Raw genomic sequence first — 25,819 nt, 5'->3', positions numbered from 1 at the left:
TGCTGTAGATTGGTATCGCGTGAAACTATGTTGTTATACTGTATCAGCGAAGTCAAACGCCGGTGTCAATGGACGCCAACGCTCCGCCGTTTCCACTTACGCGCAATCCACAGCCGCCATCCCACTGAACTGGCCGCATATCCAAGTATCGCTCCGCCGATCGAAAGCGTAATCAGCCCGATCGCGGTAGCTGGCCCGGCATCGGCAATCAGCCAATGCAGCCATCCCGTATTTTCGGCCACCTTGCTGGCGATCCGGCCTGCCGGCACCGCACGATCGAAATCGAGCATCCACTTGCCGGTCCAATAGGCCCCCACCCAGATCGCGGGCGTCGTGAACGGGTTGGTGATGAAGGTGGTCAGCGCGGCGGCCGGGATGTTGGCGCGAAACGGCAGCGCCAGAACCGCCGACAAGGGGATCTGCGCAACCGGAGCAAGGATACCGGTAACGACGCCGAGCGCCACGCCGCGCGGTACCGATCGGCGGGTGAAACGCCACAGCGCCGGCGCGAGGACGCGGTGCGCCACCGGTCGCAGCCACCGGTTCCGTTCGAAATGCTCGCGCCGGGGAAGGTTGCGACGAATCCAGCCGACCGCCCGAGAGAAAACCGTATGTTCAGCCTCGATCGCGGAGGAGCCTTTGCTTGTCACGCTGCCAGTCCCGCTCCTTGATCGTCGCGCGCTTGTCATGCGCCTTTTTGCCCTTTGCCAGCGCCAGCTCGAGCTTCGCCCGGCCGCGCCCGTTGAAATAGATCGACAGCGGGACGAGCGTCATGCCCTGACGCGCGACCGCTCCGTGGAGCTTTCTTATCTCGCGGTCATGAAGGAGCAATTTACGAGGGCGCTTCGGTTCGTGATTGAACCGGTTCCCGTGACTGAATTCCGGCACGTTCGAATTGATCAGCCAGACTTCGCCGTCGCGCACCTCGGCATAGCTCTCCGCAATAGAACCCTCGCCGAAACGCAGGCTTTTGACCTCCGTCCCGGTGAGCGCGATTCCCGCTTCGTACACATCCTCTATAGAATAGTCGAAACGTGCGCGCCGGTTTTCGGCGACGGTCTTCTTCTTGTCGAAGGTGGATGGCTTGGGTCGGGACATGGGAGCCGCGATGTAGGCGGTGGCGACGAAAAGGAAAAGCCCGGCGCGACCCTAGCCTCTGGCCCCATGCTCCGAATCACACCAGACCGGCATATTCCAGCGCGGCATCGACCGCGCTCCGGCTCGCCTCGCCTGCCGGCGTCATCGGCAGACGCAGGTCACCGGGGAAGCCGGGACGAACGCGCGTCATCGCATATTTCACCGGTCCCGGCGAAGCATCGCTGAACAGCGCACCGTGGAGCGGGAAAAGCCGGTCCTGATAGTCGAGCGCCTCTGCATAATCGCCCGCCAGGCACGCTGCCTGAAACTCGGCGCAAAGCTTCGGCGCGACATTCGCCGTGACGGAGATGCACCCCCTGCCCCCCATCGCCATGAAGGCAAGCGCCATGTCGTCATTCCCCGAAAGCTGGCAGAAATCGGAACCGCATGCCGCGCGCTGCGCCGAGACTCGCTGGATCACGCCGGTCGCATCCTTCACGCCGACGACATTGCTGAACGCCACTGCGATCCTGCCCATCGTCTCGACCGCGATGTCGGTGACGGTACGGCCGGGCACGTTGTACAGAATGATCGGCAGGTCGCATCCGCTCGCCACCGCTTCGAAATGGCGGAAAATGCCTTCCTGGTTGGGGCGGTTATAATATGGCGGAACCATCAGCGCGGCGTCCGCGCCGGCCTCTTTCGCCGCTTTCAGGTTCGCCGTCGCTACGCGCGTGTCGTTCGATCCCGCACCCGCGATCACGGGGACGCGCCCCTTCGCCTGATCGACGCAGATGCGCACGACACGGAAATGTTCTTCCGCGGGCATTGTCGCCGCTTCTCCGGTCGTTCCGCACGGCACGAGCGCGGACGATCCTTCGCTAATCTGCCATTCAACCAGATCGCGGTAAGCATCTTCGGCAACCTCGCCGTTACGGAACGGGGTTACGAGTGCGGGAATGGAGCCGGAAAACATGAGTGACGAAATACTCCGGATCGTGCAAAATCAGTACTGGCAGATAGGGCGGGATTCCGTATCATGTCCAGCATGCTAGTCGCGTTCGTAACCAAAGTCGCCCTGCTCGCCGGTGTTTCCGGCGCGGCAGTCCAGCCCGCGCAAGCTCCCGAGGCTGGCCCCGCCAACCTGTTGCCCGTGTCGCTGCAAGGCCAGATGGTCCAACCGACGCCCCCGCAGGCAAAGCCACCCGCCGACGATGCCGCATTGTCTTCGGCGATTGCCGAGTGGAAGCGGTTGCAGCAGTCGGACGGATACGATTTTTCCGAATATGCGAACTTCCTGCTCTCGCATCCCGACTGGCCGGGCCAGAAAAGCCGACGAATCGCAGCCGAAGGCGCGCTTGACCTCAACAGCTATTCGCCGACGCTTGCGGTTCGCTTTTTCGACCGTTTCCCGCCGCTCAGCTCTACGGGGCGCGTAAAATACGCCGTGGCGCTGCTCGCCAGCGGACAGGCCGACAAGGCCAACCAGCAGGCGCGAGACGCATGGCGTGCGGGGCTGATGCGCTCGGACGACGAAGCGCGCCTGATGTCCACCTTCCCCGGCGCGTTCACAGCCGCCGACTACGACGCCCGGATGGACGAACTGCTCTGGCAGGGCGCAACCTCCTCGGCGGCGCGTGCGCTGCCGTTCGTTTCCTCGGGCGCCCGCCCGACGCTGGCGGCGCGGCTAGCCTTCCGCACCGATTCGGGTCAGGCCTCCGCGCTCGATGCCGCGGTCACCGGTCCTGCCCGGCATGACGCCGGCTTCATCGCCGACCGCGCGACCTGGCTCGTCAGCAACGGTCGCGCCCGAGAGGCGCGCGAGTATCTTTCACAGCCGCACAATCTGTCGACACGCCCGCGCGAGGTGGAGGACTGGTACGAAGTGCTGCTCGCCAATGCGCGCGGGGCGTTCAACGACCATCATTATCAACTCGCCTACGACATCGCGCATCAGGTCGATGATGCCTATCCGTTCGCGACCGATGTCAGCACGCGTCCGCTTGGCGAGCGCGACGACTATACCAGCCTCGTCTGGCTGGCCGGTACCACCGCGATGCAGAAGCTCAACCGCCCTGCCGACGCGATGGAAATGTTCGCGCGCTATGCGCACGGCTCGCGCACGCCGCAGACCCAGTCCAAGGGACTTTATTGGGCCGGACGCGCTGCGCAGATGGCAGGCAAGCAGGACAAGGCGACGAGCTTCTTTACCGAGGCCGCGCACCATCCCGACCTGTTCTATGGCCAATTGGCGATGGAACGGATGGGCCAGCCGCTCCACGAACCGAGCGGCACGACGCTGCCGACCGTCGCCCCCGCCGTCCGCCAGGCATTCTATTCCAGCGGGGTGGTGCGCGCCGCGCAACTGCTCGGCAAACAGGGCGACCATGACGACCAGACCGATTTCGTCCGCCAGATCGCGGTCAACGCGAAGTCGGACGACGATCATGCGCTGGCGATGGAGCTTTCAAAGTCGATCAACCGTCCAGATCTGGCGGTGATGATCGGTCGCAGCGCGCGACTGAACGGCTACAGCGAATATACCGCGCTCGCCTATCCGTCGGTTGCGGTCCCCCCGGGCTACCAGGACAACTGGACGATGATCCACGCGATCGCACGGCAGGAAAGCCAGTTCGACCGCGCAGCGACCAGCCATGCCGGTGCGCGCGGCCTGATGCAGCTGATGCCCGCAACCGCGCGAGAGGCGGCAGGCAAGCTGGGTCTCGCTTACAGCTCGGACTCGCTGACGGTGAACCCGGACTATAATATCCAGCTCGGATCGTCCTATTTCCAACGGATGCTGCGCTATTATGACGGCAGCTATCCGCTCGCCGTCGCGGCCTATAATGCCGGGCCGGGCAATGTGAACAAATGGATCCGCGCCAATGGCGATCCTCGCACATCGTCGGTCGATGTCCTGACCTGGATCGAACAGATCCCGATCTACGAAACCAAGAATTACGTTCAGCGCGTGCTGGAGAACGCCGTCGTCTACGACCTGCTCAACAAGCAGAAGGCGCTGTCGCACGGGCCGGACAACCTTTCCTGGTATCTGGGCAAGAACCAGCCGGGCTGAACGCCTGCCATGGATCGTCCCAATTACATTACCCCGACCGGCTATCACGCGCTGAAGGCCGAATATGACGCGCTGTTCGCCGATGAGCGCCCCAGGCTGGTCGAAACGATCGCCTGGGCGGCGGGTAATGGCGATCGTTCGGAGAACGGCGATTATATCTATGGCCGCAAGCGGCTGCGCGAGATTGATCGCCGCCTCGGCTGGCTGTCGCGCCGCATGAAGGCGGCGAAAGTGCTGGACCCGGCGCAACAACCCGATCGGGACCGGGTGTTCTTCGGCGCGACCGTGACCATCGCCGACGAGGACGATAACGAACGCACGCTCACACTGGTGGGCGACGACGAAGCCGATGCGGGCAAGGGGCTTGTCGGCTGGAACGCGCCGCTTGCCCGTGCGCTGCGCGGCGCCTCGATCGGCGACCTGCGCCGCGTTTCGCTGCCCGCCGGCGAGCGCGAATATGAAATCGTCGCGATCGAATATCCGTCCGCCTGAGGGAACGCGCAAGGCCCTTCCGCCATTGGTGCAGAACCATGGAAACGGAGAAGGAAGCGATGGAAAACCCCCGCACCGAAAGCGCGCGCGACCACGACGATAGCGAGATCATCGACCGCGCCGAAAACGCCCCCGGCGAAAGCGGCCGCTCGGGCGGCAATCTTCAGCGCGATGTTGCCACGACCGACGAGGAAGACCGCGTCGAAAAGCCGGATACGCATACCCGCGCGACCAAGGAAACCGATATTCGCAACGATGCGGCCTATCCCAGCGACCGCGCGCGCGGCTGATGGCCCTTATAAGTTGTCGCCCTGCGGACTTGCGAACGCGCGTCGCGGATGCTTGAACCGCGCGCATGACCGACCTTACGCCCACGGGCAACATCGCCCTGCTGATCGACGCCGACAATGCGTCGCCATCCGCCATCGATCCGGTGTTGACGGTTCTCGCCGAGCTTGGGACCGTCAACATCCGCCGGGTTTACGGAAACTGGCGCAAGCAGGCGCTCAAGGGCTGGGCCGATATGACGCTGAAACACGGCATCGAGCCGTATCAGCAATTCGACATAACCAAGGGCAAGAACGCCACCGACATGCGGATGACCATCGACGCGATGGACCTGCTGTTCCGCGGTCGCGTCACCGGCTTCGGCATCCTGTCGTCGGACAGCGATTTCATGCCGCTGGCGATGCGCATCCGCCAGGACGGGTTACCGGTATACGGCTTCGGGACCGACCGCACACCCGAGGGCTTTCGCGAAGCCTGCACGCGGTTCATCGACGTATCCGCGCTCGTCAAGTCGCACGAGGCGGAAGCTTCGGAATCCGCCGATGCGACGAAAAATCAGGGCGAAAGCGGCGTCGATAGCGACCTTCTGCGATTGCTGATCGATGCATATAACGCCGCCAAACGCGACGAACGCGGCTTTGCGAGCCTGTCCGAGGTGGGCAAGCGCGCGGGAAACCGCTCGAGCTTCGATACGCGCAATTTCGGCTATGCCCGATTGTCCGACCTGATCGAGGCGGTGCCAAACTTCCAGATCGAACGGCGCGACAACGGGCAGATTTTCGTCAAGCGGCTTCGCTGAGCATCCCACGTGCGCAAGTAACGGAAGCGCTTACCTAAATCTTCGCCGCTCGGAACAAAAAACCGAACTGCCACCGAGAAAAAACGCCGCTACGAAAATTTCTTCTGACGCGGCGATTGCTAAATATGTTTCACCAGCGCCAAGTGCTATGAAGCACATATAGTTTTTGGCGCCGGCACCGACAAAAACGCCGACACCACGCGCCGCCAGCCGCCGATTTTGGAGGGTTGGCCTGATCGAATTCCTTTGTTAGGTGACCTGCCATGCAAATAGGAACGATTGTAAGCCTCGCCATCTACTTCATCGCGATGCTGGGCATCGGTTTTTATGCCTGGCGCAAATCGACGAGCGACATCGACGGATATGTCCTCGGCGGCCGCTCGCTTGGACCTGGGGTAACCGCGCTAAGCGCCGGTGCCGCCGATATGTCGGGCTGGTTGATGCTCGGCCTTCCGGGCGCAATGTTCGCCTCGGGCCTGTCGCAGGCCTGGATCGGTGTCGGTTTGTTCTTCGGCGCGCTCACCAACTGGCTGGTGGTCGCTCCTCGCCTTCGCGACCGCACGGTCGAGGTCGGCGATGCGCTGACCATTCCAGACTATTTCGGCAAGCGTTTCCCGCGCGGCGAAACGCTCCAGGTCGTGTCCTCTGCGGTTATCGTGATCTTCTTCACGCTCTACACCGCTTCCGGGCTCGTCGCCGGCGGCAAGCTGTTCGATACCGCATTCGGCGAAAGCTATCTGCTCGGCGTGCTGCTGACCGGCGGCGTCGTTATTGCATATACGCTTTTCGGCGGCTTCCTCGCGGTCAGCCTTACCGACTTCGTTCAGGGCTGCATCATGTTCGTCGCCATGATCATGATCCCGATCGTCGCGCTCAACGGCGCGGGCGGCTGGAACCATGCAGGCGAAGTGATCCGCTCGGTCGACCCGTCGCATATGAGCCTGTTGAAGGGCGTCGGTGTCCTCGGATTCATTTCCTCGATCGCCTGGGGCCTCGGCTATTTCGGCCAGCCGCACATCATCGTGCGCTTCATGGCTATCCGGTCGCGCGACGAGGTTCCGACCTCGCGTAATATCGGCATGGGCTGGATGTTCGTGACGCTGATCGGTTCGCTTTCGGTCGGTCTCGCCGGCCTTGCCTATGCGACCGAAAACAACGTCGTTGTCGATGACCCCGAAAAGATCTTCATCATCCTGTCCGACGTGCTGTTCAACCCGTGGATTTCGGGCTTCCTGCTCGCCGCGATCCTGGCTGCCGTCATGTCGACGATCAGCTCTCAGCTGCTCGTGTCGTCGAGCTCGCTGGTAGAGGATTATTATCGCCGCTTCTTCCGCCGCAATGCGAGCCAGAAGGAACTGGTGCTCGCAGGACGCCTTTCGGTGCTGCTGGTCGCGCTGGTCGCACTGGCGATTGCGTGGAACCCCGGCGCGTCGGTGCTCAACATCGTCAGCCACGCCTGGGCCGGCTTCGGCGCGGCCTTCGGTCCGCTGGTCATCCTCAGCCTGACCTGGGAAAAGACGACGCGAAACGGTGCGCTGGTCGGCATGATCCTCGGTGCGATCACCGTCGGCATATGGATCGCGCTCGGCTGGAGCGACTGGCTCTATGAAATCGTGCCGGGATTTGCGATCTCGTGGCTTTCGATCTGGCTGATCAGCCTTGCCGAAAGCGGCAAGAACGCCGAAACCGCACGGCCGCTGACCGCTGCGGAGTAACGCGTAAAATTGGGACGAACGGGAGTATGCGATGCGTAAACTGGCTCTGGTGATAGGAGCGCTGTCGCTCGCTGCTCCCGCTCTTGCGCAGGACAAGGCGCCACAGGCCGATCCGGCGCACATGACCGAAACGGTTAAGATGCTGTCGTCGGACGCATTTGGCGGCCGCAGCCCCGGCACTCCCGGCGAAGATCAGACGGTCGCGTATCTGGTGAAGCGGCTGAAGGCGATGGGGTTGCAGCCCGGCGGTCCTAACGGCCAATGGACGCAGACCGTTCCGATGGTCCACACGCAGGTTGGCAGCGACGGAACGATGGGTATCAGCGCCGATGGAAAGCCCATCGCGCTCGATCAGGGCGACAACATCAACGTCACGACGGTCCAGCCAACACAGCGCATCACGATCGACAAGGCACCGCTCGTCTTCGTCGGCTACGGCGTCGATGCGCCAGAGGCCAAGTGGGACGACTACAAGGGCGTCGATCTGCACGGCAAGGTCGCGGTCTTCCTCGTGAACGATCCCGACTTCGCGGCGAAGGACGGTGAGGATGCCAAGGGCCGGTTCGGCGACCGGCGGATGACCTATTACGGCCGCTGGACGTACAAGTTCGAAGAGGCTGCGCGCCGCGGCGCCGCCGCCGCGCTCATCATCCACGATACCGACGCCGCCGGCTATGGCTGGAGCACGGTGTCCGCCTCCAATGGCGAGAATTACGACATCGTCCGTAGCGCCGATGAAAAGACGGTGCCGCTCCAGGGCTGGATTCGCGGCGACCTTGCCAAGCAGATGTTCAGCGCCGCCGGGCTCGACCTGGCAAAGCTGCGCGTTGCCGCCCGTTCGGCCGACTTCCACCCGGTGACGCTGACCGGCGAAAGCTTTTCGGCCGATCTTCCGGTCACGAGCAAGACGATCAAGAGCAGCAATGTTCTTGCCAAGATCTCCGGCACCCAGCACCCCGACGAAACGATCATGTTCGGCGCGCACTGGGATGCCTATGGTCGTGGCAAGCCCGATGCCGAGGGCAATACCATTCGCCGCGGCGCCAATGACGACGGACTCGGCGTCGCTGCGGTTCTCGAACTCGCGCGGATGTTCAAATCGCAACCGCGGCCGGACCGTTCTCTGGTCTTTGCGCTATGGACCGGTGAGGAGCGTGGCCTGCTCGGGTCGGAATATTACGCGGTTCATCCGGTCTATCCGCTGTCGAAGACCGTCGCCGACCTGACGTTCGACATTCTCCAGACCGCCGGCCCGGCCAAGAACGTCGTGCTGGTCGGCAAGGGCAATTCTTCGCTCGACAAGGATCTTGAACAGTTCGCGAGCACACAGGGTCGCACCGTCGTTCCCGAGACGTTTACCGAGCGCGGCCTGTTCTTCCGCGCAGACCACTTTTCCGTCGTAAAGCGCGGCGTACCCTCGCTCCTGCTGATGGCGCTCGGCGGACCGCCCGATCTCGTTCAGGGCGGCACCGAAAAAGGCCAGGCATGGCTCGACGCCTACATGAAGTGCTACCACCAGACGTGCGATGCCTGGACGCCCGATTGGAATCTGAAGGGCGCGGCCCAGGATGTCGATCTGTTCTACGACATCGGTAACAAGCTCGCCAATTCGCGCGAATGGCCCAAATGGCGTCCCGATTTCTCGTTCGCGAAAATTCGCCAGAAGACCGCGGACCAGCGCAACAACTGACGAACGCGCACAGGATCGTCACCCAAACGGAACGATTTCGCGCGCGCGGCTTTCCCCTCCCTGCATGACAGGGAGAGAGTGAATGAGTATCCGAAGTCGGTTGTTGATCTGTGCCGCCCCGTTCGCGCTTGCGGGCTGCGCGGCGGGACTGGGAAGCGCACCACCCGTAACTGCCGGTCAGGCAGCACCGATCAGCGCCTCGGAGCGGCAACAGGGCACGCAGGCGCGCGACCAGATCGTCAGCGAATATGGCGGCGTTTATCAGAACGCCCGGGTCGATGCGATGGCGCGGCGCGTCGGCCAGCGCATCGCGGTTCAGTCGGGACTCTCATCCGATCCCGGCAGCTTCACCGTCACCGTGCTCGATACGCCGGTGAACAACGCCTTCGCCACCCCCGGCGGCTATGTCTATGTCACCCGCGGGCTGATGGCGCTGATGAACGACGAGGCGGAGCTGGCCGGCGTGCTGGGGCATGAGGTCGCCCACGTCGCCGCGCGACACAGCCAGAAGCGCCAGACGGCGTCGCAGACCAACAGCGTCCTCGGAGCGCTTGGTCAGGTGCTGGTGGGTGCCGTCACCGGCAATTCGCGCCTTGGCCAGTATCTCGGTCAGGGCATCGGCACCGGCGCGCAACTGGCAACGCTCGGCTATTCACGCAGCCAGGAGGCGCAGGCCGACAATCTCGGCGTCAAATATCTCAAGAGTGCGGGCTATGACACCGGCGCGCTAGCCTCGGTGCTCGACGATCTCGCGCGGCAGGACGCGCTCGATCAGCAATTGAGCGGCAACACCCGGTCGGTCCCTGAATGGGCCAGCACGCACCCCGATTCGGCAGACCGCGTTCGCGCCGCCCTCACCGAAGCGCAGCAGATCGGCGGAACCACCCTGCCCCGCGACAGAGACGCCTACCTCTCGGCAATCGACGGGATGCTGTACGGCGACAATCCCGACAACGGAATCATCGACGGTCGCGATTTCCTGCATCCGAAGCTGCGCATCGCCTTTACGGTGCCGCAGGGTTTCACGATGTCGAACAGCGCACAGGCGGTGACCATCAAGGGGCCGAACACCCAAGCGATGTTCAGCACCGCAGCCTATTCGGGAAACCTGCAGAATTATGTCGGCAAGGTCTTGCAGGATCTCGGCGTCAGCTCGGGCACATCGGCGCCTGTACAGCGCACGACGATCAACGGCATCCCGGCAGCCTATGCACAGACCCGCGCCAACACGCAGTCCGGCCAGGTCGATGTGACGGTGTTCGCTTATGAAACATCGGCGAACCAGGCATATCATTTCGTCGTGCTGACCCCGGCGGGTCAGGGCCTGGGCGCGGCCGGCAGCATGGTGCAGTCGTTCCGCCGGCTTTCGGCGCAGCAGGCAGCCGCGATCAAGCCGAAATATGTCCGCGTCGTAACGGTGCAGTCGGGCGATACCCCCGCATCGCTCGCCGCGCGCATGGCGTTCACCGACCACAAGCTCGACCGCTTCCTCGCGCTCAACGGCATGTCTGCCAATGCAACGCTACAGGCGGGTCAGAAAGTGAAGATCGTAACCCGGTAACGCGAACCGGGCGGCGCGCGCCTGCGCCGCCGCCCGGCAATCGCCTCAAGCCTTGCCGTATCGTCGCGTTTCAAACTTTCGCAATGACGATCTTCGCATGCCAGGACTTGCACCCCTCCCCAGCATTAGCAAGAAAGGCCTTGGGCCGATTAGGGGGAATGAATGCAGTCTGAGGGCAATGCCATTCGGAACATCGTCATCGTCGGCGGCGGAACCGCGGGCTGGATGTCCGCCGCTGTTTTATCGCGCTGGTTCCCCCGCGAATATTGCGAAATACATCTCGTTGAATCTTCTGCCATCCCAACTGTCGGCGTCGGCGAAGCGACTATCCCTTCGATTCTCAAAATAAACCAGATGCTAGGCATAGACGAGCCGGAATTAATTCGTCGAACGAAGGGAACCTACAAACTCGGAATAGAGTTTGATGGATGGGCGAAGTCCGGAGAACGCTACTTCCACCCTTTCGGTTCATATGGTCGGATTGTCGGCCCCATAGCGTTCCCACACTATTGGCGACGCTTTCGAAGCGCTGTCGGCGGCCGGCGCGCGGGAAATCTGGAAGAATATTCGCTGAACGCCGTCGCCGCAGCGGCCCGCAAGTTTGATCACAAGTCACCCTCGCCGTCCGGCCAGAGGGGATTCACGAGTTACGCTCTCCACTTTGATGCAACGCTCTACGCGGCCTATCTCGCAGAAATAGCAGAAAGACGCGGCGTGACGCGGCACGATAGCAAAGTCGTTGGTCACCGCATGGAGGATGGCTCTGTAGCCTCAATCGCTCTGGAAAACGGCAGCAAACTGCATGGCGATCTCTTCATCGACTGTACTGGATTTCGGGCATTGCTCATCGGCGGAGCAATGGACGTAGGATTCATCGACTGGTCCCGATTTCTTCCATGCGACCGGGCGGTTGTTGTCCAATCGGAGCCATTGCCTGATCTTCCCCCCTTTACGCGCGCGAAAGCAGGAACGGCGGGTTGGCAGTGGCGCATTCCCCTGCAGGATCGCACTAGCAATGGTTATGTATATTGCAGCAGCTACATCGACGAGGAAGCAGCGCAGACGGAGCTCATGGCCAATCTTTCGACAAAGGCGACGGCCTCTCCCCGCCTCATCCGTTTCAGAACCGGCCGTCGAAACACGGCATGGAAACGCAATGTAGTGGCTATCGGTCTCTCCGCGGGATTTATCGAGCCCCTTGAGTCAACCAGCATACACCTCCTGCAGACTGGCCTTGAGCGACTTCTGAACCTGATGCCCACAAAGGATTTCAGGCAGGCTGATATCGATTTCTATAATCGAAGCGTCGCGTCGGAATTTGAACGCGTTCGAGACTTCATCGTCCTCCACTATCATACCAACGCTCGAACAGAGAAATTCTGGCAAGATCGACGAACGGAGAAAATCCCCGAAACGCTCCGCGAACGGATCGATCTTTATCGCGGTTACGGGCGGACATTCAAAAGCGACGATGATCTATTCGGTCCGGTAAGCTGGACAGCCGTGATGGAAGGTCAAGGACTGCACGGCGAAACCCACGATCCGTTTACAGACTGTATTCCCGGGGACAGTCTCGCAAACGGTTTGGATGCAATCCGATCCGATATCCAACGGGCGGTCGCCAATATGCCGAGCCATAAAGCCTATATCGAGGCAATGCTAAAGCATGCGCATCCGGGGAGCTGCGAATCCTAATTAGCTAAACATCAACGCGTCAGCTTCTTGTACTGAAGCCGCGTCGGACGGTCGGCGGCGTCGCCCAGCCGGCGGCGCTTGTCTTCTTCATAGGATTCGAAATTTCCTTCGAACCACTCGACATGGCTGTCGCCCTCGAACGCGAGGATGTGCGTCGCCAGACGGTCGAGGAAGAAGCGGTCGTGGCTGATGACCACGGCGCAACCGGCGAAATTCTCGATCGCCTCTTCCAGCGCGCCCAGCGTTTCGACGTCGAGGTCGTTGGTCGGCTCGTCGAGCAGCAGGACGTTGCCGCCCTGCTTCAGCATCTTCGCCATGTGAACGCGGTTGCGCTCACCGCCCGACAGCTTGCCGACGTTCTTCTGCTGGTCCTGGCCCTTGAAGTTGAACGCGCCGACATAGGCACGCGTCGACATGTCGTGGCCGTTGACCTTCATATAATCGAGCTTGTCGGAGATTTCCTCCCAGACATTGTTCGTCGGATCGAGGTCGTCGCGGCTCTGGTCGACATAGCCCAGACGAACGGTGTCGCCGATGTCGATCGAACCCGAATCGGGTTCTTCCTGTCCGGTGATGATCTTGAACAGCGTCGATTTACCCGCGCCGTTCGGGCCGATCACGCCCACAATGCCGCCCGGCGGCAGCGTGAAGGACAGATCCTCGAACAACAGCTTGTCGCCATAAGCCTTCGAGATGTTGTTGGCCTCGATCACCTTGCCGCCCAGGCGCTCCGGTACCTGGATGACGATCTGCGCCTTGCCGGGCTTGCGGTCGCCCTGTGCGTCCTGCAGCGCTTCGAACTTGCGGATACGCGCCTTGGACTTGGTCTGGCGCGCGGACGGCGTCTGCCGGATCCATTCGAGTTCGCGTGAAAGCGCCTTTTGCCGACCGCTTTCCTCGCGCTCTTCCTGCTCCATGCGCTTGGCCTTCTTCTCGAGATAGGTCGAGTAGTTGCCTTCGTAGGGGAAGTATTTTCCGCGATCGAGCTCGAGGATCCAGCCCACGACATTGTCGAGGAAATAGCGGTCGTGGGTAATCATCAGCACCGCGCCGGCATATTCGGCAAGGTGGTTTTCAAGCCACAGCACGCTTTCGGCGTCGAGATGGTTGGTCGGCTCGTCGAGCAGCAGGATCGACGGCTTCTGGATCAGCAGCCGCGTCAGCGCCACGCGGCGCTTCTCACCACCCGACAGATTTTCGACCGACGCCTCCGGCGGCGGACAGCGCAACGCCTCCATCGCGATCTCGAGCTGGTTGTCGAGCGTCCAGCCATCGACCGCGTCGATCTTTTCCTGAAGGACGCCCATTTCCTCCATCAGCGCGTCGAAATCGGTGTCGTCCTTGGGATCGCCCATTTCGGCGGAGATGGCGTTGAAGCGCTCGACCATGTCGGCGGTTTCGCGTGCACCGTCCTTGACGTTTTCGAGAACGGTCTTGTTCGGATCGAGCTGCGGTTCCTGCGCCAGATAGCCGACGGTGATGTTCTCGCCCGGCCATGCCTCGCCCGAAAAATCGGTGTCGATGCCGGCCATGATCTTCATCAGCGTCGATTTACCGGCGCCGTTGGGGCCGACGATACCGATCTTCGCGCCCTGATAGAATTGCAGGTTGATGTTCGACAGCACAGGCTTCTGCGCGCCGGGGAACGTCTTGGTCATGTCCTTCATCACGAAGGCGTATTGAGCGGCCATTGCCGGGAAACTCCGTACAGCATGTCGATTGCGGGATATGCGCGCGCACATAGCGACGCGATGCGCCGTTGGCAAACCGCCAGCCGGCGATTAGGCAAGGCCGATGATCCATCTTGCCACCTTCGCGGCGAGCGTCGCCGCCCTCGCCCTCAGCTCCGCCCCCGCCTTCGCCCAGGAGGATGTTCCCGCCGGCTACACCGTTTCGCTGCCCGACAAGGTGACCGAATTGCGTGACGCCGCGCTGAAGGACGATCTCGCATATTCGATCACCGAAGGGCTGACGTCGGAGGTCGGACCGCGCCTCGCCGGTACCGAAGCCGAAGCCCGGGCGCGCGATTGGGCGGTCGCAAAGCTCAAGTCGCTGGGCTTCGCAAACGTCCATATCGAACCGTTCGACATGCCGGTCTGGGTGCGTGGCGAGGAAACGGCGGAAGTCGTGGCCCCGTACCGCCAGCCGCTCCGCCTGACCGCGCTCGGCAATTCGGGCGCGACGCCCGCGCAAGGGCTGACGGCCGAGGTCGTTTATTTCCCGACCTACGGCGATCTCGTCAACGCGCCCGCAGACAGCCTGAAAGGCAAGATCGCCTTCGTATCGAACCAGATGCAGCCCACCCCGGACGGCAGCGGTTACGGCCAGTTCGGCAGGGCGCGTTTCACCGGTCCCGATATCGCCGCGCGCAAAGGCGCAGCGGCGATTGTCATCCGCTCGATCGGCACCGACCACAGCCGTGCGCCGCACGCCGGTGCGACCCGTTTTGGCGACGGCGTGACGCCGATCCCGGCAGCTGCGCTTTCGACCGAGGACGCCGACAACCTGGAACGCATCGTCGCACGCGGCGAGCCGGTAAGGCTTCATCTGCTCCTCACGCCGCGGCAGACCGGCATTCACCAGTCCGGCAATGTCGTCGCGGAAGTGCCCGGACACGATCCCGACGCCGGCATCGTGCTGATCGGCGGGCATCTCGATAGCTGGGACCTCGGCACAGGCGCGATCGACGACGCATCGGGCGTTGCGATCACCACCGCCGCGGCAAAGCGCATCATGGATGCGGGCGGAGCCCGCCGGACGATCCGGCTCGTCTGGTTCGGCGCGGAGGAAGTCGGCGTGTTCGGCGGAAAAGCCTATGCCGAAGCGCATGGCGACGATCATCACGTCGCGGCGGCGGAATCGGATTTCGGCGCGGATCGCATCTGGCGGTTCGAAACCAACCTTCCGGACAATGCTTCGGCGATAGCCGACCGCCTGCAACGCGCGCTCGCACCGCTCGGCATCACCCGCGGCGAAGGCGTTGGCGGCGACGGCGCCGATGTCGGCCCGATCATGCGCAAGGGCGTGGCGGCGATCGACCTCAACCAGTCGGGGCTTCGTTATTTCGACTGGCACCACACGCCCGAAGACGTTCTCGACCGAGTCGATCCCGAACAGATGCGTCAGAATGTGGCTGCCTGGACCGCAATGCTGGCAATCGTCGCCGACGCACCGGAAAAGATCGGGCCGGTCACCCCCCGGAAATAGGGTAAATAGCGCTTCGCGACCTTGCTGTCCGATGAATTTCCATTTGACGCTGTTGCTGCGCACGCTATTTGGGGCGCTTCGCGACGGCGTTCGGGTCGGGCGCGAAACAGATTATTTGGGAGCAACTGAATGAAGAAGATCGTTTTCGTCGCTGCTGCCGCCGGCCTGATGACCCTGGCCGCCTGCAGCTCGCCTGAGAATGCGGACAACGCCGCCGCCGAGAACATGGCCGCGAACCTCGAAATGACCGCTGACAACTACGACGCGATGGCGGACAACGCGACCACCGACGCGAACGAGATGATGATGGAAAACATGGCGGACAACGCGGAAGCGGCCGCCGACAACATCGAAGACGCCGAGTAATCGGTTGGCGCGCGGGCGATCTGCCTGCGCTCGATAGTTCGGAAAAGGGCGTCCTTCGGGGCGCCCTTTTTTGTTGGGCGGAACATGCGCGGCATTTTGCCCGTTCCCGCAAAGCGGGGCGGCTGCAAAAATGAGAGGCCTCAATGCCCGCCAAGCACAGTACCGCGCAAATGGATGGCTCGCCGCGGCGCAGCTATTATACCGGTCGCAACCTCCAACGCGCCAAGGCGGTCGCCGATCTTCGCGCACGCACCCACAAACTGATGCCGCGCTTCGTCCTCGAATATCTCGAGGGCGGCTCGGGCGAGGAGGCCACGCTCTATCGTGAGCGCGAAGCGTTCGCCGAATGGCGCTTCCTTCCCCATACCTTGGTCGATGAATCGGATCGCAGCACCAAATGCGACATTCTTGGGCGCGAGGCCGCGCTGCCGGTCATCGTCGCGCCAACCGGCCTCAACGGGCTGTTCATGCGCCATGCCGACACCGCGCTTGCCGAGGGAGCGGCCAGAGCCGGCGTTCCCTTCGTGCAGAGCACCATGTCGAACGATCCGATGGAGCGCGTCGCAGAGGTCGAAGGGCTGCGGCATTGGTGGCAGCTATATATCTTCGGCGGCGACGAAATCTGGCAGGAACTGCTCCGCCGCGCCGATGCCGCAGGCTGCGAGGCGCTGGTGCTGACCACCAATTCCCAGATCTTCGGCGACCGCGAATGGGATGCACGCACGCGCACCAACCAGTCACGACCGACGATTCCGACGATGCTCGATGCAGCGCGGCATCCGCGCTGGGCCGCCAGCACCCTGTCGCACGGGATGCCCGAATTCGCGAACGTGATCGATTTCGTCCCCAAGCAGCACCGCGGCTTTTTCGACAGCGCCTTCTGGATTCGCCAGCAAATGCCCAAGACGCTTTCTTGGGACGATGTGGCGAAGATCCGCGCTCGCTGGGACAAGCCCTTCTTCGTCAAGGGACTGCTCAATCTCGAAGATGTGGCGCGGGCGATGGATAGCGGTGTCGATGGCATCATCCTCGGCAGCCATGGCGGCAGGCAGATGGACTGGGCTGCCTCCGCGCTCGACATCCTGCCGCGCGCGCGCGAAATCGTCGGCGACGAAAAGGCGCTATACATGTCCGGCGGTATTCGGCACGGCACCGATATCCTGAAGGCGCTGGCGCTGGGCGCAGATGCCGTGCTTACCGGACGCGCCACGCTCTACGGCTTGTGCGCAGGCGGCGCCGACGGCGTCGAACGCGCGCTGGAGCTGTTGCAATCGCAGATGATGAACGAGCTTGGTCAGCTCGGCATGTCGTCGCTCGACGCCCTCTCTCCCTCCGTAATGACGAGGATGCAGGGCATCCCCGTCCCCACCGGCTAGGCCGCAAAAGCCATTGTCGAAAGCAGCGCGATTTCCGCGGCCCGCGAATCCAGCCGGGTGTGCTGGACGACGATCGGCACGTCCGATTCGATAACGCTGGCATAGCTGGTGCCCGTCGGCACCGGCGCGGGATCTTCAAGGTCATTGAACCGGACATGCGACGTCCGCCGCGCACCGACGGTCAATTTATAGGGGCCGATCGGTTCGTCATCGGTCAGGAACACCGTAATCTCGATATGCGCATCGGTATCGCCGCTGTTCAGGATGCACGCCGCTTCGTGGCTCATCAGTGCGTGATCGGCGTTCACCATGCTCGCCGGCGGAATATAGCCTTCGGGAATTACCCAGCGCGTCTTGCCGATAGCTTCCATCTTCATTCTCCATGTCATTGCGCTAGCGAAAGAAAATTGTCTCCGCTGCAGATGGAACGACCGACCGGACGGTCCGTTACCGAATAGATCGAAAAATTAACAACGCAGGAGGCCATCGTGGCGCAGACCGTCGGAGATTTCGTCTGGGAACGACTTCACCAATGGGGGGTTCGCCGCATATTCGGATACCCCGGCGACGGTATCAACGGTCTGCTGGGCGCGCTCGACCGGGCCAAGGACAAATTCGAATTCGTCCAGGTCCGCCATGAGGAAATGGCCGCCTTCATGGCTTCTGCGCACGCCAAATTCACCGGCGAGCTGGGCGTCTGTCTGGCGACTTCCGGGCCGGGTGCGGCGCATCTGCTTACCGGCCTCTACGATGCGCGAATGGACCATATGCCGGTCCTTGCGATCACCGGTCAGCAGGCACGAACCGCGGTCGGCGCGCACTATCAGCAGGAACTCGACATGGGTGCGATGTTCAAGGACGTCGCCGGCGCCTTCACCGGCTATGCCGCGGTTCCCGCGCAGACGCGCCATCTTGTCGACCGCGCCTGCCGCATCGCGATGGGACAGCGCCGCGTCACCGCGCTCGTCTTTCCAAACGATCTTCAGGAAGAAGAGATGCAGCAGCCGCCGCGCAGCCACGGCGCGGTATTCTCCGGTGTCGGCTGGACGGCTCCGCGCGTGGTACCCGAACCCGAAGACCTTCAGCGCGCGGCCGATGTCATCAATTCGGGCAAAAAGGTCGGCATATTGGTCGGCGCAGGCGCGAAAAATGCAGTCGACGAGGTCATCGCGCTGGCCGATCGCACGGGCGCCGGCTGTGCCAAGGCGCTGCTCGGCAAGCAGGTCCTTCCCGACGATCTGCCATGGGTGACCGGCTCGATCGGGCTGCTCGGCACCAAGCCGAGCTACGAAATGATGATGAACTGCGACACGTTCATCATGCTCGGTTCCGGCTTTCCCTATTCCGAATTCCTGCCCAAGGAAGGACAGGCGCGCGGGGTGCAGGTCGATATCGATCCCGGCATGCTTTCGCTGCGCTATCCGATGGAAGTGCCGCTCACCGGCGACGTCAAGGCGACGATCGACGCGCTGTTGCCGCTTCTCGACCAGAAGGATGGCGAGTGGCGCGACAAGATCGCCGGCTGGAAGCAGGAATGGGAGGACACGCTGGAAGAGCGTGCCGCCGTCGAGGCGAACCCGGTCAATCCGCAGCTCGTGTTCCGCGAACTGAGCAAGCGGCTGCCCGACCGCGCGATCCTCACCAGCGACTCGGGTTCGTGCGCCAACTGGTATGCGCGCGACGTGAAGATGCGCCGCGACATGATGGCATCGCTATCCGGCGGGCTGGCGTCGATGGGTGCTGGCGTCCCCTATGCGATCGCCGCCAAGTTCGCGCATCCCGACCGTCCGGTAATCGCCAGTGTGGGCGACGGGGCGATGCAGATGAACAACATGGCGGAACTCATCACCGTCGCGAAATACTGGGAGAAATGGTCCGACCCGCGCTTCGTCGTTCTGGTTCTCAACAACGAGGACCTGAACCAGGTCACCTGGGAACAGCGCGTGATGGAGGGCAATCCCAAGTTCGAAGCGACGCAGAAGCTTCCCAATGTGCCCTATCACCGCTTTGCCGAGATGATCGGGCTCGAAGGCATCTATGTCGACGATCCCTCGAAGCTTGGTTCCGCTTGGGACCGCGCGCTTTCGTCCAGCCGTCCGGTGCTGCTCGAGGTCAAGACCGATCCGGAAGTGCCGCCGCTTCCGCCGCATATCTCGATCGATCAGGCGCGCGCCTTCGCATCGATGCTGGTGAAGGGCGACCCCGACGAAGAAGGCGTGATTGCGGGCAGTGCCAAGCAGCTGTTTGCCAGCGTCCTTGGCGGTAACGAAGACTGACCCATGGACGCCGCGACTGACGAAAAAGCAATCCGTCTGATCGCTGGCGGAGCAACGATGCTGGGGCTTTCGGTCCTGGCCGATAGCGGGCTCGAACATTATCGCGGTTCGTTTCGCAACCCCGCGATGGTTTTCCCGCTGCTGTCGTCGAGCATGGCGATCGGTTTCAACGGGCGGCGGCTGGAAAAGCCGTTGTCCGATGAAAAGACCGGCCCGCTCGTCAGCCACCTGACCTCTGCCGCGACCGGCGTCGTCGGCCTGGGTTTCCATCTCTACAATGTGATGAAGCGGCCGGGCGGACTGACCTTCACCAACCTGTTCTACGCAGCACCGGCTGGCGCTCCGTTCGCGCTTGCGCTTGCGGGGGCGCTGGGAAGTACCGCCGACCGCTTGGCACGGGGCAAGGACACGCTTGGACCGATCCACCTGACATCCGGCCGAGCGATCGGCCTGCTGACAAGCTTCGGGCTGATCGGCACGGTGGCCGAGGCCACGCTGCTCCATTTTCGCGGCGCGTATCACGACCCGTTCATGTGGCTTCCCGTTGCGCTGCCCCCGGTTACCGCTGCGTCGCTCGCGCGTGATGTAGTCGACGATCAGCCCCGCCAGATCACGACCTCGCTTCTTGCCGCGACCGCCGCGATGGGTCTGATCGGCGTGGGCTTTCATGCCTATGGCGTCGCTCGCAACATGGGCGGCTGGAAGAACTGGCGCCAGAATTTGCTGGTGGGGCCGCCCACCCCTGCCCCGCCGGCCTTTACCGGCCTGGCGATCGCCGGGCTCGGCGCGCTCATGTTGATGAAGAAGCGGAGGAAAGCGCGTGGCTGAGACATTCCCCGATTACGACGTACTCGCCAAGCGCAACACGCCGAGCTGGAACGAACGCACCCGCGACGTCATCGACGCCCGCATGGCGAAGGTCGAGCGGCCCGACATCCTGGCCGAACGCCAGCGCGACACGCTGCGCGCCGTCACAGCCAGGGTCGTGCCACAGCCCGCGCACCGCGCGCCGGTCAACGCCACCGCGCTGGTCCTCGACAAGATCGGGAGCGACAATGGTGACGGATTTCGCCACCACGAGCTTCCCGATGTTCGCGAGGCATGGGCGCGTGGTTTGGATGCGATCGACGCCGAGGCGAAGTCGCGCTTCGATACCGGCTTCGCTCGTTGTTCAGCCTACCAGCAGGACGAAATACTGGCATCGGTCCAGAATGGTGACGTCAAGGCGCCGGACTGGGCCACGCTGCCGCCCAAATTGTTCTGGAGCTGGCGGCTCATCCCCGACATCGTATCGGCCTATTACGCGCACCCATCGGCGTGGAGCGCGATGGGCTTTGGCGGCCCGGCATCGCCGCGCGGCTACGTCCGGCTGACAACCAATCGCCACGATCCATGGGAAGCATCCGAGCAAAAAAATGATGAACTGATCCCCGCAAAGGTCCGCAACCGCCATGGCTATTGATCCCGAACAGACACCGCGCGCCAAAAATGGCCGCGCACCCGATGTGATGACGCCCGGCGGCTGGGTTTCGATGCGCGAATATCCGGAAAACGAAGAGGTCGATTTCGTCATTGTCGGAACCGGCGCGGGTGGCGGTACGCTTGCCTGCAAGCTGGCGGAAGCCGGGTTTTCGGTCGTCGCGTTCGACGCAGGCCCGTATTTCCGGCCGCTTGAGGATTTCGCCTCCGACGAAACCGAGCAGAACAAACTCTACTGGACCGACGACCGGATCGTCGACGGGGACCACCCGATCAAGATGGGCTCCAACAATTCGGGCAAGGCGGTCGGCGGTTCGACCGTCCATTTCGCGATGGTCTCGCTCCGCTTCCGGCCCGAACATTTCAAGACGCGCACCGCACTCGGCTACGGCGTGGACTGGCCGATCGACTGGCAGGACATGTGGAATTATTACGACGAGGCAGAGCGTGCGCTCCACATCTCCGGCCCCGTCAGCTATCCATGGGGGCCGAAGCGCGGTCGATATCCCTTGCGCGCGCATCCGCTCAACGCCGCGGCGGAATATCTCGCGCGCGGCGCAGAAGCGCTCGGCATCAAATGGACCGAAACCCCGCTCGCTACGCTGTCGGCGCCCATCGGACAGTCCGCGCCCTGCGTCTATCGCGGTTTCTGCGTTACGGGCTGTTCGACCAATGCCAAACAATCGGTGCTGGTGGCGTGGCTCCCGCGCGCCTTGAAGGCCGGCGCCGAGATACGCGACCTTGCCATGGTCGGACGGATCGAAACGCGCAATCGCCGCTGCACCGGCGTCCATTACCAGCGCGAAGGCGAATGGCATTTCCAGAAGGCCAGGAACGTCGTCGTCGCGGGCTATGCCGTCGAAACGCCGCGCCTTCTGCTCAACTCCGCCAATGAGGAATTTCCCGACGGCCTCGCCAACAGCAGCGGGCTGGTCGGCAAGAACCTGATGGTGCAGCTCAACCAGGCGGCCTGGGGCCAGGTCGATGACGAAATCCGGTCGTACAAGGGGCCGCCCAGCCTCGCGATTTCCGAACACTGGAATTACGACGACGACAAGGATTTTCACGGCGGCTGGTCCTATATGAGCCAGGGTCCTCTCCCGATCACCTGGGCCAAGAGCCTGGCGGGCGGGCGCAACCTCTGGGGACAGGCGCTGATCGACGAAATGGCGCGCAACAACCATTCGGTGGGCCTCAAGATGGTTGGAGAGGTCCTCCCCTATGAGCGCAACCGCGTCACGCTGGCCGACGACACGGATCAATACGGACTCAAAATCCCTCGCATCACCTTTTCGCTCGGCCCCAACGAGGAAGCGATGATCGATCACGCGACCGATTTCATGGACAAGAGCCTGGAGGCGGTCGGCGCGCGCGAGCGGTGGAAGGAAATGGACGATACCTGCCATCTCGGCGGAACCGCGCGAATGGGATTCGATGCGAAGACAAGCGTCGTCGATGCCGACTGCCGAAGCTGGGACATTCCCAATCTGTGGGTCTGTGACGGATCGGTGTTTCCAACCGTCGGCGGCGTCAACCCGTCACTGACGATCCAGGCCATCGCCTGTCGCACCGGCGACCGTATCAAACAGATGTCCGCGCGAGGCGAATTGTGACCCCGCGCCGCCCGCAACCGGGCTGACCAGAACCGCAATCATCGTCTGCCGAGCGAATGGGGAAGGGCTCCGACAGGCTCCGCCACGAACAGAACCAAGGAGTTTGCAAGCATGTCGAAACAATCCCGTCCGCCCGTCGTCGTCATCACCGGAGCATCCGCCGGCGTCGGCCGCGCCGTCGTGCGTGAATTCGCGAAGGACAAGGCGCGCATAGGGCTGATCGCACGCGGTCGCGACGGCCTGAAAGGCGCCGCGCGCGAGGTCGAGGAAGCTGGTGGCGAGGCGCTGATCCTGCCGCTCGACGTAGCCGACCATCAGGCGGTCGACGATGCCGCCAGCAAGGTCGAGGACAAGTTCGGCCCAATCGACATCTGGGTCAATGTCGCCTTTGCCGGTGTGCTGTCGCGCTTCACCGACATGACGATGGAAGATTATGAGCGGGTGACGAAGGTCACCTATCTCGGCCAGGTCCACGGCACCTATGCCGCACTGAAGCGCATGATGCCGCGTAACAAGGGCAGCGTCGTATTGGTCGGCTCCGCGCTTGCGTATCGCGGAATCCCGCTGCAATCCGCCTATTGCGGCGCGAAACACGCGATCCAGGGATTTCACGATTCGATCCGTGCAGAGCTGTTCCACGCCAAGAGCGACGTTCATGTCTCGATGGTCCAGCTTCCCGGCGTCAACACGCCGCAATTCGACTGGATCCGCACCAACATGCCGATGCAGCCGAAGCCGGCGAGCCCGCCCTATCAGCCCGAAATCCCTGCGCGCGCGATCCATTATGCCGCGCATCACAAGCGCAAGAGCGTCAAGGTCGGCTGGCCGACGCTGGAGGCGATCTGGGGCGACCGGTTCGCCTCGCCGCTGCTCGATCGCTATCTGGGCGCGACGGCGTTCAAGGGGCAGCAGGGCAAGCAGCCCGTTTCGGCCGACCGCAAGGATAACCTCTACGAACCGGTGGCGGGCGACCACGGCGCCCATGGCCGCTTCGATGACACCGCCAAGACGAGCAGCCCGCAGCTTTGGCTCACCATGCATCGCAATCAGATCGGGCTTGGCGCAGTGGCGGGCCTTGTCGCGGGTGCCGCCGGGCTGTTCCTGTCGCAGCGCCGGAGTGCATGATGGCTTCGAACGGCAAGAACCTGATCGGGAACTATGCGCTCATCGGCGATGGTGAGACCGCGGCGCTGGTCGGCCGTGATGGCAGCATCGACTGGCTGTGCATGCCGCGCTTCGATTCAGAGGCGTGCTTCGCCGCCATTTTGGGCGATGCCGAAAATGGGTGCTGGCGGATGCACCCGGCAGGCAAGATCACCGGGACGAGCAGGCGCTATCTCGGGGACACGCTGATAGTCGAAACGGTTGTCGAGACCGAAACCGGCAGTGCCGCGATCATCGACTTCATGCCCATCCGCGGCGAAGCTCCCGATATCGTTCGCATTGTCGAGGGGCGCAGCGGCCATGTCGACATGGTCAGCGAACTCGCGCTCCGCTTCGACTATGGCCAGATCCATCCGCTCGTGCAGACGCTTTCTGACGTAAGAGCTGTGGCGATCGCCGGGCCCGATGCGGTCGCGCTCGATTTCGATGCCGAGATCGCGTTCGAGAACCGCTGGTCGACCTGCCACTTCACCGTCGAAGAGGGCGAGCGCAAGTCGTTCGTGATGACCTGGTTCCCCTCGAACAAGGACATTCCCGAACGTGTCGATCCCGAAAATGCACTGCGGGAAACGAAAGAGCATTGGGAGGAGTGGTCACGCAGGTGCGAGTATGACGGCCCCTATCGCGAGGCGGTGCTGCGCTCGATCATCACGCTGAAGGCGCTTATCCATCGTCCGACCGGCGGCATCATCGCCGCACCGACATCCTCATTGCCCGAACAACCGGGCGGTTCGCGAAACTGGGACTATCGGTTTTGCTGGCTGCGTGACGCGACCTTCACGCTCCTCGCCTTTATCGACGCCGGCATGACCGAGGAAGCCGGCGAATGGATCGAATGGCTGCGTCGTGCGACCGGCGGCGAACCGATCAACCTCCAGCCTTTCTATTCGGTCAGCGGCGATCGCCGCGCGATCGAATGGGAAGCCGACTGGCTCGAAGGCTTCAACGGCGCAAAACCCGTTCGCTTCGGCAATGGTGCGGCAGGTCAGTGCCAGCTCGACATCTATGGCGAGACCATCGACGCGCTGTTCCAGGCCTCGCAACACGGGCTGGGCAAGACCGAAGACGCCGGCACCTTGTTGCGCCTGCTGGCCGAAAAGCTCGAAGACATCTGGGAACAACCCGATGCGGGCATCTGGGAAAGCCGCGGCGATCCCGAACAGCACACCTATTCGAAGGTCATGTGCTGGGTCGCGTTCGACCGCGCGGCACGGTGGTATGAGGATGAAGATGCGGACAAGTGCCGCCATTACCGGCAGCTTGCCGACAAGGTTCATCACTACGTCTGCGAAAACGGCTTCGATGAAGAGGTCAACGCGTTCACCCAGACTTTCGACAGCAAACGGCTCGACGCAAGCGCGCTCCGCATACCGCTGGTGGGCTTCCTGCCCGCCGACGACCCGCGGATCGAGGGCACCGTTGCCGCTGTCGAGCGCGAGCTGATCCGAAACGGATTCGTCCTGCGTTACTCGACCGACAAGACCGATGACGGCGTCGGCGGAAGCGAAGGCGCCTTCATCGCCGCAACCTACTGGCTCGCCGATGTCTATGCGCTGCAGGGCCGCAAGGAAGAGGCGCGAAAGCTGTTCGAACGAATGCTCGACGGCGCCAACGATCTGCAATTGCTTTCCGAAGAGTTCGATACCGAGGAAAGCCGCCTGCTCGGCAATTTCCCGCAAGGCCTGTCGCACCTCTCGCTCGTCGTAAGTGCCTTCAACCTCAGCGACAGCGGCGGCCCCGCCCACAAGCGCGCCGACTGAGCCGCAGCGGCCCGCCGTGTTGATCACGCCGATATGTGCAGGATGGTCGGGGAGACAGGATTCGAACCTGCGACCCTCTGCTCCCAAAGCAGATGCGCTACCAGGCTGCGCTACTCCCCGACACGCGCGCTGCTACACGCCCCGGCGGCGCTCGACAACTCCCTCGTGACAGCGCGCGACCGGCT

22 protein-coding genes and 1 tRNA gene are annotated in these 25,819 nt (G+C 62.8%); 17 read left to right on the top strand and 6 right to left on the bottom strand.

Going from position 1 to position 25,819, the window contains the following annotated elements:
• Positions 1 to 65: 65 nt before the first annotated feature.
• The 3 genes from J7S20_RS03435 to dapA all read right to left on the bottom strand — a co-directional run bounded on the left by J7S20_RS03435 (position 66) and on the right by dapA (position 2,053).
• A complete protein-coding gene (locus tag J7S20_RS03435; RefSeq protein WP_284052826.1) occupies positions 66 to 650 on the bottom strand; it encodes a DUF2062 domain-containing protein in 585 nt (194 codons plus the stop codon).
• Positions 616 to 1,098 carry an SsrA-binding protein SmpB gene (smpB, locus tag J7S20_RS03430; protein ID WP_284052825.1) on the bottom strand — a complete coding sequence of 161 codons (483 nt, stop codon included), beginning with the start codon at positions 1,096 to 1,098 and terminating at the stop codon, positions 616 to 618. Before smpB ends, J7S20_RS03435 begins: the two co-directional genes overlap by 35 nt.
• A 76-nt stretch (positions 1,099 to 1,174) precedes the next feature.
• On the bottom strand, positions 1,175 to 2,053 hold the full coding sequence (gene dapA / locus J7S20_RS03425; protein WP_284052824.1) for a 4-hydroxy-tetrahydrodipicolinate synthase: 879 nt from the start codon (positions 2,051 to 2,053) through the stop codon (positions 1,175 to 1,177).
• Between the two features lie 72 nt (positions 2,054 to 2,125).
• On the opposite strand from dapA, the gene J7S20_RS03420 reads away from it, so the two are divergent.
• From J7S20_RS03420 to J7S20_RS03385, 8 genes are all read left to right on the top strand, one after another.
• Positions 2,126 to 4,153: a lytic transglycosylase domain-containing protein gene (locus J7S20_RS03420; RefSeq protein WP_430980913.1), complete on the top strand. Its 2,028-nt coding sequence runs from the start codon at positions 2,126 to 2,128 to the stop codon at positions 4,151 to 4,153.
• Positions 4,154 to 4,162: 9 nt separating this feature from the next.
• Positions 4,163 to 4,645 (top strand): transcription elongation factor GreB, encoded by a 483-nt coding sequence (greB, locus tag J7S20_RS03415; protein WP_284052822.1) that lies wholly within the window; start codon positions 4,163 to 4,165, stop codon positions 4,643 to 4,645.
• A gap of 38 nt (positions 4,646 to 4,683) precedes the next feature.
• Positions 4,684 to 4,935, top strand: coding sequence for a hypothetical protein (locus J7S20_RS03410; protein ID WP_284052821.1), 252 nt, complete (start codon positions 4,684 to 4,686; stop codon positions 4,933 to 4,935).
• Between the two features lie 65 nt (positions 4,936 to 5,000).
• Positions 5,001 to 5,732, top strand: a complete 732-nt coding sequence (locus J7S20_RS03405) for an NYN domain-containing protein (RefSeq protein WP_284052820.1) — start codon at positions 5,001 to 5,003, stop codon at positions 5,730 to 5,732.
• Positions 5,733 to 5,995: 263 nt separating this feature from the next.
• Positions 5,996 to 7,447 (top strand): sodium/proline symporter PutP, encoded by a 1,452-nt coding sequence (putP, locus tag J7S20_RS03400; RefSeq protein ID WP_284052819.1) that lies wholly within the window; start codon positions 5,996 to 5,998, stop codon positions 7,445 to 7,447.
• Positions 7,448 to 7,478: 31 nt separating this feature from the next.
• Positions 7,479 to 9,137, top strand: coding sequence for a M28 family metallopeptidase (locus J7S20_RS03395; RefSeq protein WP_284052818.1), 1,659 nt, complete (start codon positions 7,479 to 7,481; stop codon positions 9,135 to 9,137).
• Positions 9,138 to 9,219: 82 nt separating this feature from the next.
• Positions 9,220 to 10,698: a M48 family metalloprotease gene (locus J7S20_RS03390; protein ID WP_284052817.1), complete on the top strand. Its 1,479-nt coding sequence runs from the start codon at positions 9,220 to 9,222 to the stop codon at positions 10,696 to 10,698.
• A gap of 162 nt (positions 10,699 to 10,860) precedes the next feature.
• A complete protein-coding gene (locus tag J7S20_RS03385) occupies positions 10,861 to 12,393 on the top strand; it encodes a tryptophan halogenase family protein (RefSeq protein WP_284052816.1) in 1,533 nt (510 codons plus the stop codon).
• 11 nt (positions 12,394 to 12,404) lie between these two features.
• On the opposite strand, the gene ettA is transcribed toward J7S20_RS03385, so the two are convergent.
• On the bottom strand, positions 12,405 to 14,084 hold the full coding sequence (gene ettA, locus J7S20_RS03380) for an energy-dependent translational throttle protein EttA (RefSeq protein ID WP_284052815.1): 1,680 nt from the start codon (positions 14,082 to 14,084) through the stop codon (positions 12,405 to 12,407).
• Positions 14,085 to 14,187: 103 nt separating this feature from the next.
• Here ettA and J7S20_RS03375 point away from each other — a divergent pair, with 103 nt between their 5' ends.
• The 3 genes from J7S20_RS03375 to J7S20_RS03365 all read left to right on the top strand — a co-directional run bounded on the left by J7S20_RS03375 (position 14,188) and on the right by J7S20_RS03365 (position 17,342).
• The gene (locus J7S20_RS03375) at positions 14,188 to 15,600 is read left to right on the top strand and encodes a M28 family peptidase (RefSeq protein ID WP_284052814.1); all 1,413 of its coding nucleotides are present in this window, start codon (positions 14,188 to 14,190) and stop codon (positions 15,598 to 15,600) included.
• Positions 15,601 to 15,729: 129 nt separating this feature from the next.
• Complete coding sequence (locus J7S20_RS03370) at positions 15,730 to 15,966, top strand: hypothetical protein (protein WP_284052813.1); 237 nt, start codon at positions 15,730 to 15,732, stop codon at positions 15,964 to 15,966.
• A 143-nt stretch (positions 15,967 to 16,109) separates the two neighbouring features.
• The gene (locus J7S20_RS03365) at positions 16,110 to 17,342 is read left to right on the top strand and encodes an alpha-hydroxy acid oxidase (RefSeq protein WP_284052812.1); all 1,233 of its coding nucleotides are present in this window, start codon (positions 16,110 to 16,112) and stop codon (positions 17,340 to 17,342) included.
• On the opposite strand, the gene J7S20_RS03360 is transcribed toward J7S20_RS03365, so the two are convergent.
• Positions 17,339 to 17,719, bottom strand: coding sequence for a sensory rhodopsin transducer (locus J7S20_RS03360; RefSeq protein ID WP_284052811.1), 381 nt, complete (start codon positions 17,717 to 17,719; stop codon positions 17,339 to 17,341). The two genes, J7S20_RS03365 and J7S20_RS03360, sit on opposite strands and share 4 nt — an antisense overlap.
• A 111-nt stretch (positions 17,720 to 17,830) precedes the next feature.
• Here J7S20_RS03360 and J7S20_RS03355 point away from each other — a divergent pair, with 111 nt between their 5' ends.
• The 6 genes from J7S20_RS03355 (at position 17,831) to J7S20_RS03330 (ending at position 25,634) form a co-directional block, all read left to right on the top strand.
• Positions 17,831 to 19,618, top strand: coding sequence for a thiamine pyrophosphate-requiring protein (locus J7S20_RS03355; protein ID WP_284052810.1), 1,788 nt, complete (start codon positions 17,831 to 17,833; stop codon positions 19,616 to 19,618).
• Positions 19,619 to 19,621: 3 nt separating this feature from the next.
• Positions 19,622 to 20,446 (top strand): hypothetical protein, encoded by an 825-nt coding sequence (locus J7S20_RS03350; protein ID WP_284052809.1) that lies wholly within the window; start codon positions 19,622 to 19,624, stop codon positions 20,444 to 20,446.
• The gene (locus J7S20_RS03345) at positions 20,439 to 21,080 is read left to right on the top strand and encodes a gluconate 2-dehydrogenase subunit 3 family protein (protein WP_284052808.1); all 642 of its coding nucleotides are present in this window, start codon (positions 20,439 to 20,441) and stop codon (positions 21,078 to 21,080) included. Before J7S20_RS03350 ends, J7S20_RS03345 begins: the two co-directional genes overlap by 8 nt.
• A complete protein-coding gene (locus tag J7S20_RS03340; RefSeq protein ID WP_284052807.1) occupies positions 21,070 to 22,710 on the top strand; it encodes a GMC family oxidoreductase in 1,641 nt (546 codons plus the stop codon). Before J7S20_RS03345 ends, J7S20_RS03340 begins: the two co-directional genes overlap by 11 nt.
• Positions 22,711 to 22,821: 111 nt before the next feature.
• The gene (locus J7S20_RS03335) at positions 22,822 to 23,835 is read left to right on the top strand and encodes an SDR family oxidoreductase (RefSeq protein WP_284052806.1); all 1,014 of its coding nucleotides are present in this window, start codon (positions 22,822 to 22,824) and stop codon (positions 23,833 to 23,835) included.
• Positions 23,832 to 25,634 carry a glycoside hydrolase family 15 protein gene (locus J7S20_RS03330; protein ID WP_284052805.1) on the top strand — a complete coding sequence of 601 codons (1,803 nt, stop codon included), beginning with the start codon at positions 23,832 to 23,834 and terminating at the stop codon, positions 25,632 to 25,634. The genes J7S20_RS03335 and J7S20_RS03330 overlap by 4 nt, the downstream gene beginning before the upstream one ends.
• 43 nt (positions 25,635 to 25,677) lie before the next feature.
• On the opposite strand, the gene J7S20_RS03325 is transcribed toward J7S20_RS03330, so the two are convergent.
• Positions 25,678 to 25,754, bottom strand: a tRNA-Pro gene (locus J7S20_RS03325).
• Positions 25,755 to 25,819: the final 65 nt, after the last annotated feature.

Source organism: Stakelama marina (assembly GCF_018122655.1).
Classification (GTDB): Bacteria; Pseudomonadota; Alphaproteobacteria; order Sphingomonadales; family Sphingomonadaceae; genus Sphingomonas; species Sphingomonas marina.
The sequence above is the reverse complement of the archived record's forward strand: the minus strand, read 5'-3'. Positions and strand labels throughout refer to the sequence as shown.

What these genes read in the sequence shown, in the direction of transcription:
- J7S20_RS03370 (WP_284052813.1), top strand. Translation starts at nt 15,730, where the DNA reads ATGAAGAAGATCGTTTTCGTCGCTGCTGCCGCCGGCCTGATGACCCTG.
- J7S20_RS03395 (WP_284052818.1), top strand. Translation starts at nt 7,479, where the DNA reads ATGCGTAAACTGGCTCTGGTGATAGGAGCGCTGTCGCTCGCTGCTCCC.
- J7S20_RS03405 (WP_284052820.1), top strand. Translation starts at nt 5,001, where the DNA reads ATGACCGACCTTACGCCCACGGGCAACATCGCCCTGCTGATCGACGCC.
- J7S20_RS03390 (WP_284052817.1), top strand. Translation starts at nt 9,220, where the DNA reads ATGAGTATCCGAAGTCGGTTGTTGATCTGTGCCGCCCCGTTCGCGCTT.
- smpB (WP_284052825.1), bottom strand. Translation starts at nt 1,098, where the DNA reads ATGTCCCGACCCAAGCCATCCACCTTCGACAAGAAGAAGACCGTCGCC.
- greB (WP_284052822.1), top strand. Translation starts at nt 4,163, where the DNA reads ATGGATCGTCCCAATTACATTACCCCGACCGGCTATCACGCGCTGAAG.
- J7S20_RS03385 (WP_284052816.1), top strand. Translation starts at nt 10,861, where the DNA reads ATGCAGTCTGAGGGCAATGCCATTCGGAACATCGTCATCGTCGGCGGC.
- J7S20_RS03330 (WP_284052805.1), top strand. Translation starts at nt 23,832, where the DNA reads ATGATGGCTTCGAACGGCAAGAACCTGATCGGGAACTATGCGCTCATC.
- J7S20_RS03375 (WP_284052814.1), top strand. Translation starts at nt 14,188, where the DNA reads ATGATCCATCTTGCCACCTTCGCGGCGAGCGTCGCCGCCCTCGCCCTC.
- putP (WP_284052819.1), top strand. Translation starts at nt 5,996, where the DNA reads ATGCAAATAGGAACGATTGTAAGCCTCGCCATCTACTTCATCGCGATG.
- J7S20_RS03350 (WP_284052809.1), top strand. Translation starts at nt 19,622, where the DNA reads ATGGACGCCGCGACTGACGAAAAAGCAATCCGTCTGATCGCTGGCGGA.
- J7S20_RS03335 (WP_284052806.1), top strand. Translation starts at nt 22,822, where the DNA reads ATGTCGAAACAATCCCGTCCGCCCGTCGTCGTCATCACCGGAGCATCC.
- J7S20_RS03360 (WP_284052811.1), bottom strand. Translation starts at nt 17,719, where the DNA reads ATGAAGATGGAAGCTATCGGCAAGACGCGCTGGGTAATTCCCGAAGGC.
- ettA (WP_284052815.1), bottom strand. Translation starts at nt 14,084, where the DNA reads ATGGCCGCTCAATACGCCTTCGTGATGAAGGACATGACCAAGACGTTC.
- J7S20_RS03420 (WP_430980913.1), top strand. Translation starts at nt 2,126, where the DNA reads ATGCTAGTCGCGTTCGTAACCAAAGTCGCCCTGCTCGCCGGTGTTTCC.
- dapA (WP_284052824.1), bottom strand. Translation starts at nt 2,053, where the DNA reads ATGTTTTCCGGCTCCATTCCCGCACTCGTAACCCCGTTCCGTAACGGC.
- J7S20_RS03340 (WP_284052807.1), top strand. Translation starts at nt 21,070, where the DNA reads ATGGCTATTGATCCCGAACAGACACCGCGCGCCAAAAATGGCCGCGCA.
- J7S20_RS03365 (WP_284052812.1), top strand. Translation starts at nt 16,110, where the DNA reads ATGCCCGCCAAGCACAGTACCGCGCAAATGGATGGCTCGCCGCGGCGC.
- J7S20_RS03410 (WP_284052821.1), top strand. Translation starts at nt 4,684, where the DNA reads ATGGAAACGGAGAAGGAAGCGATGGAAAACCCCCGCACCGAAAGCGCG.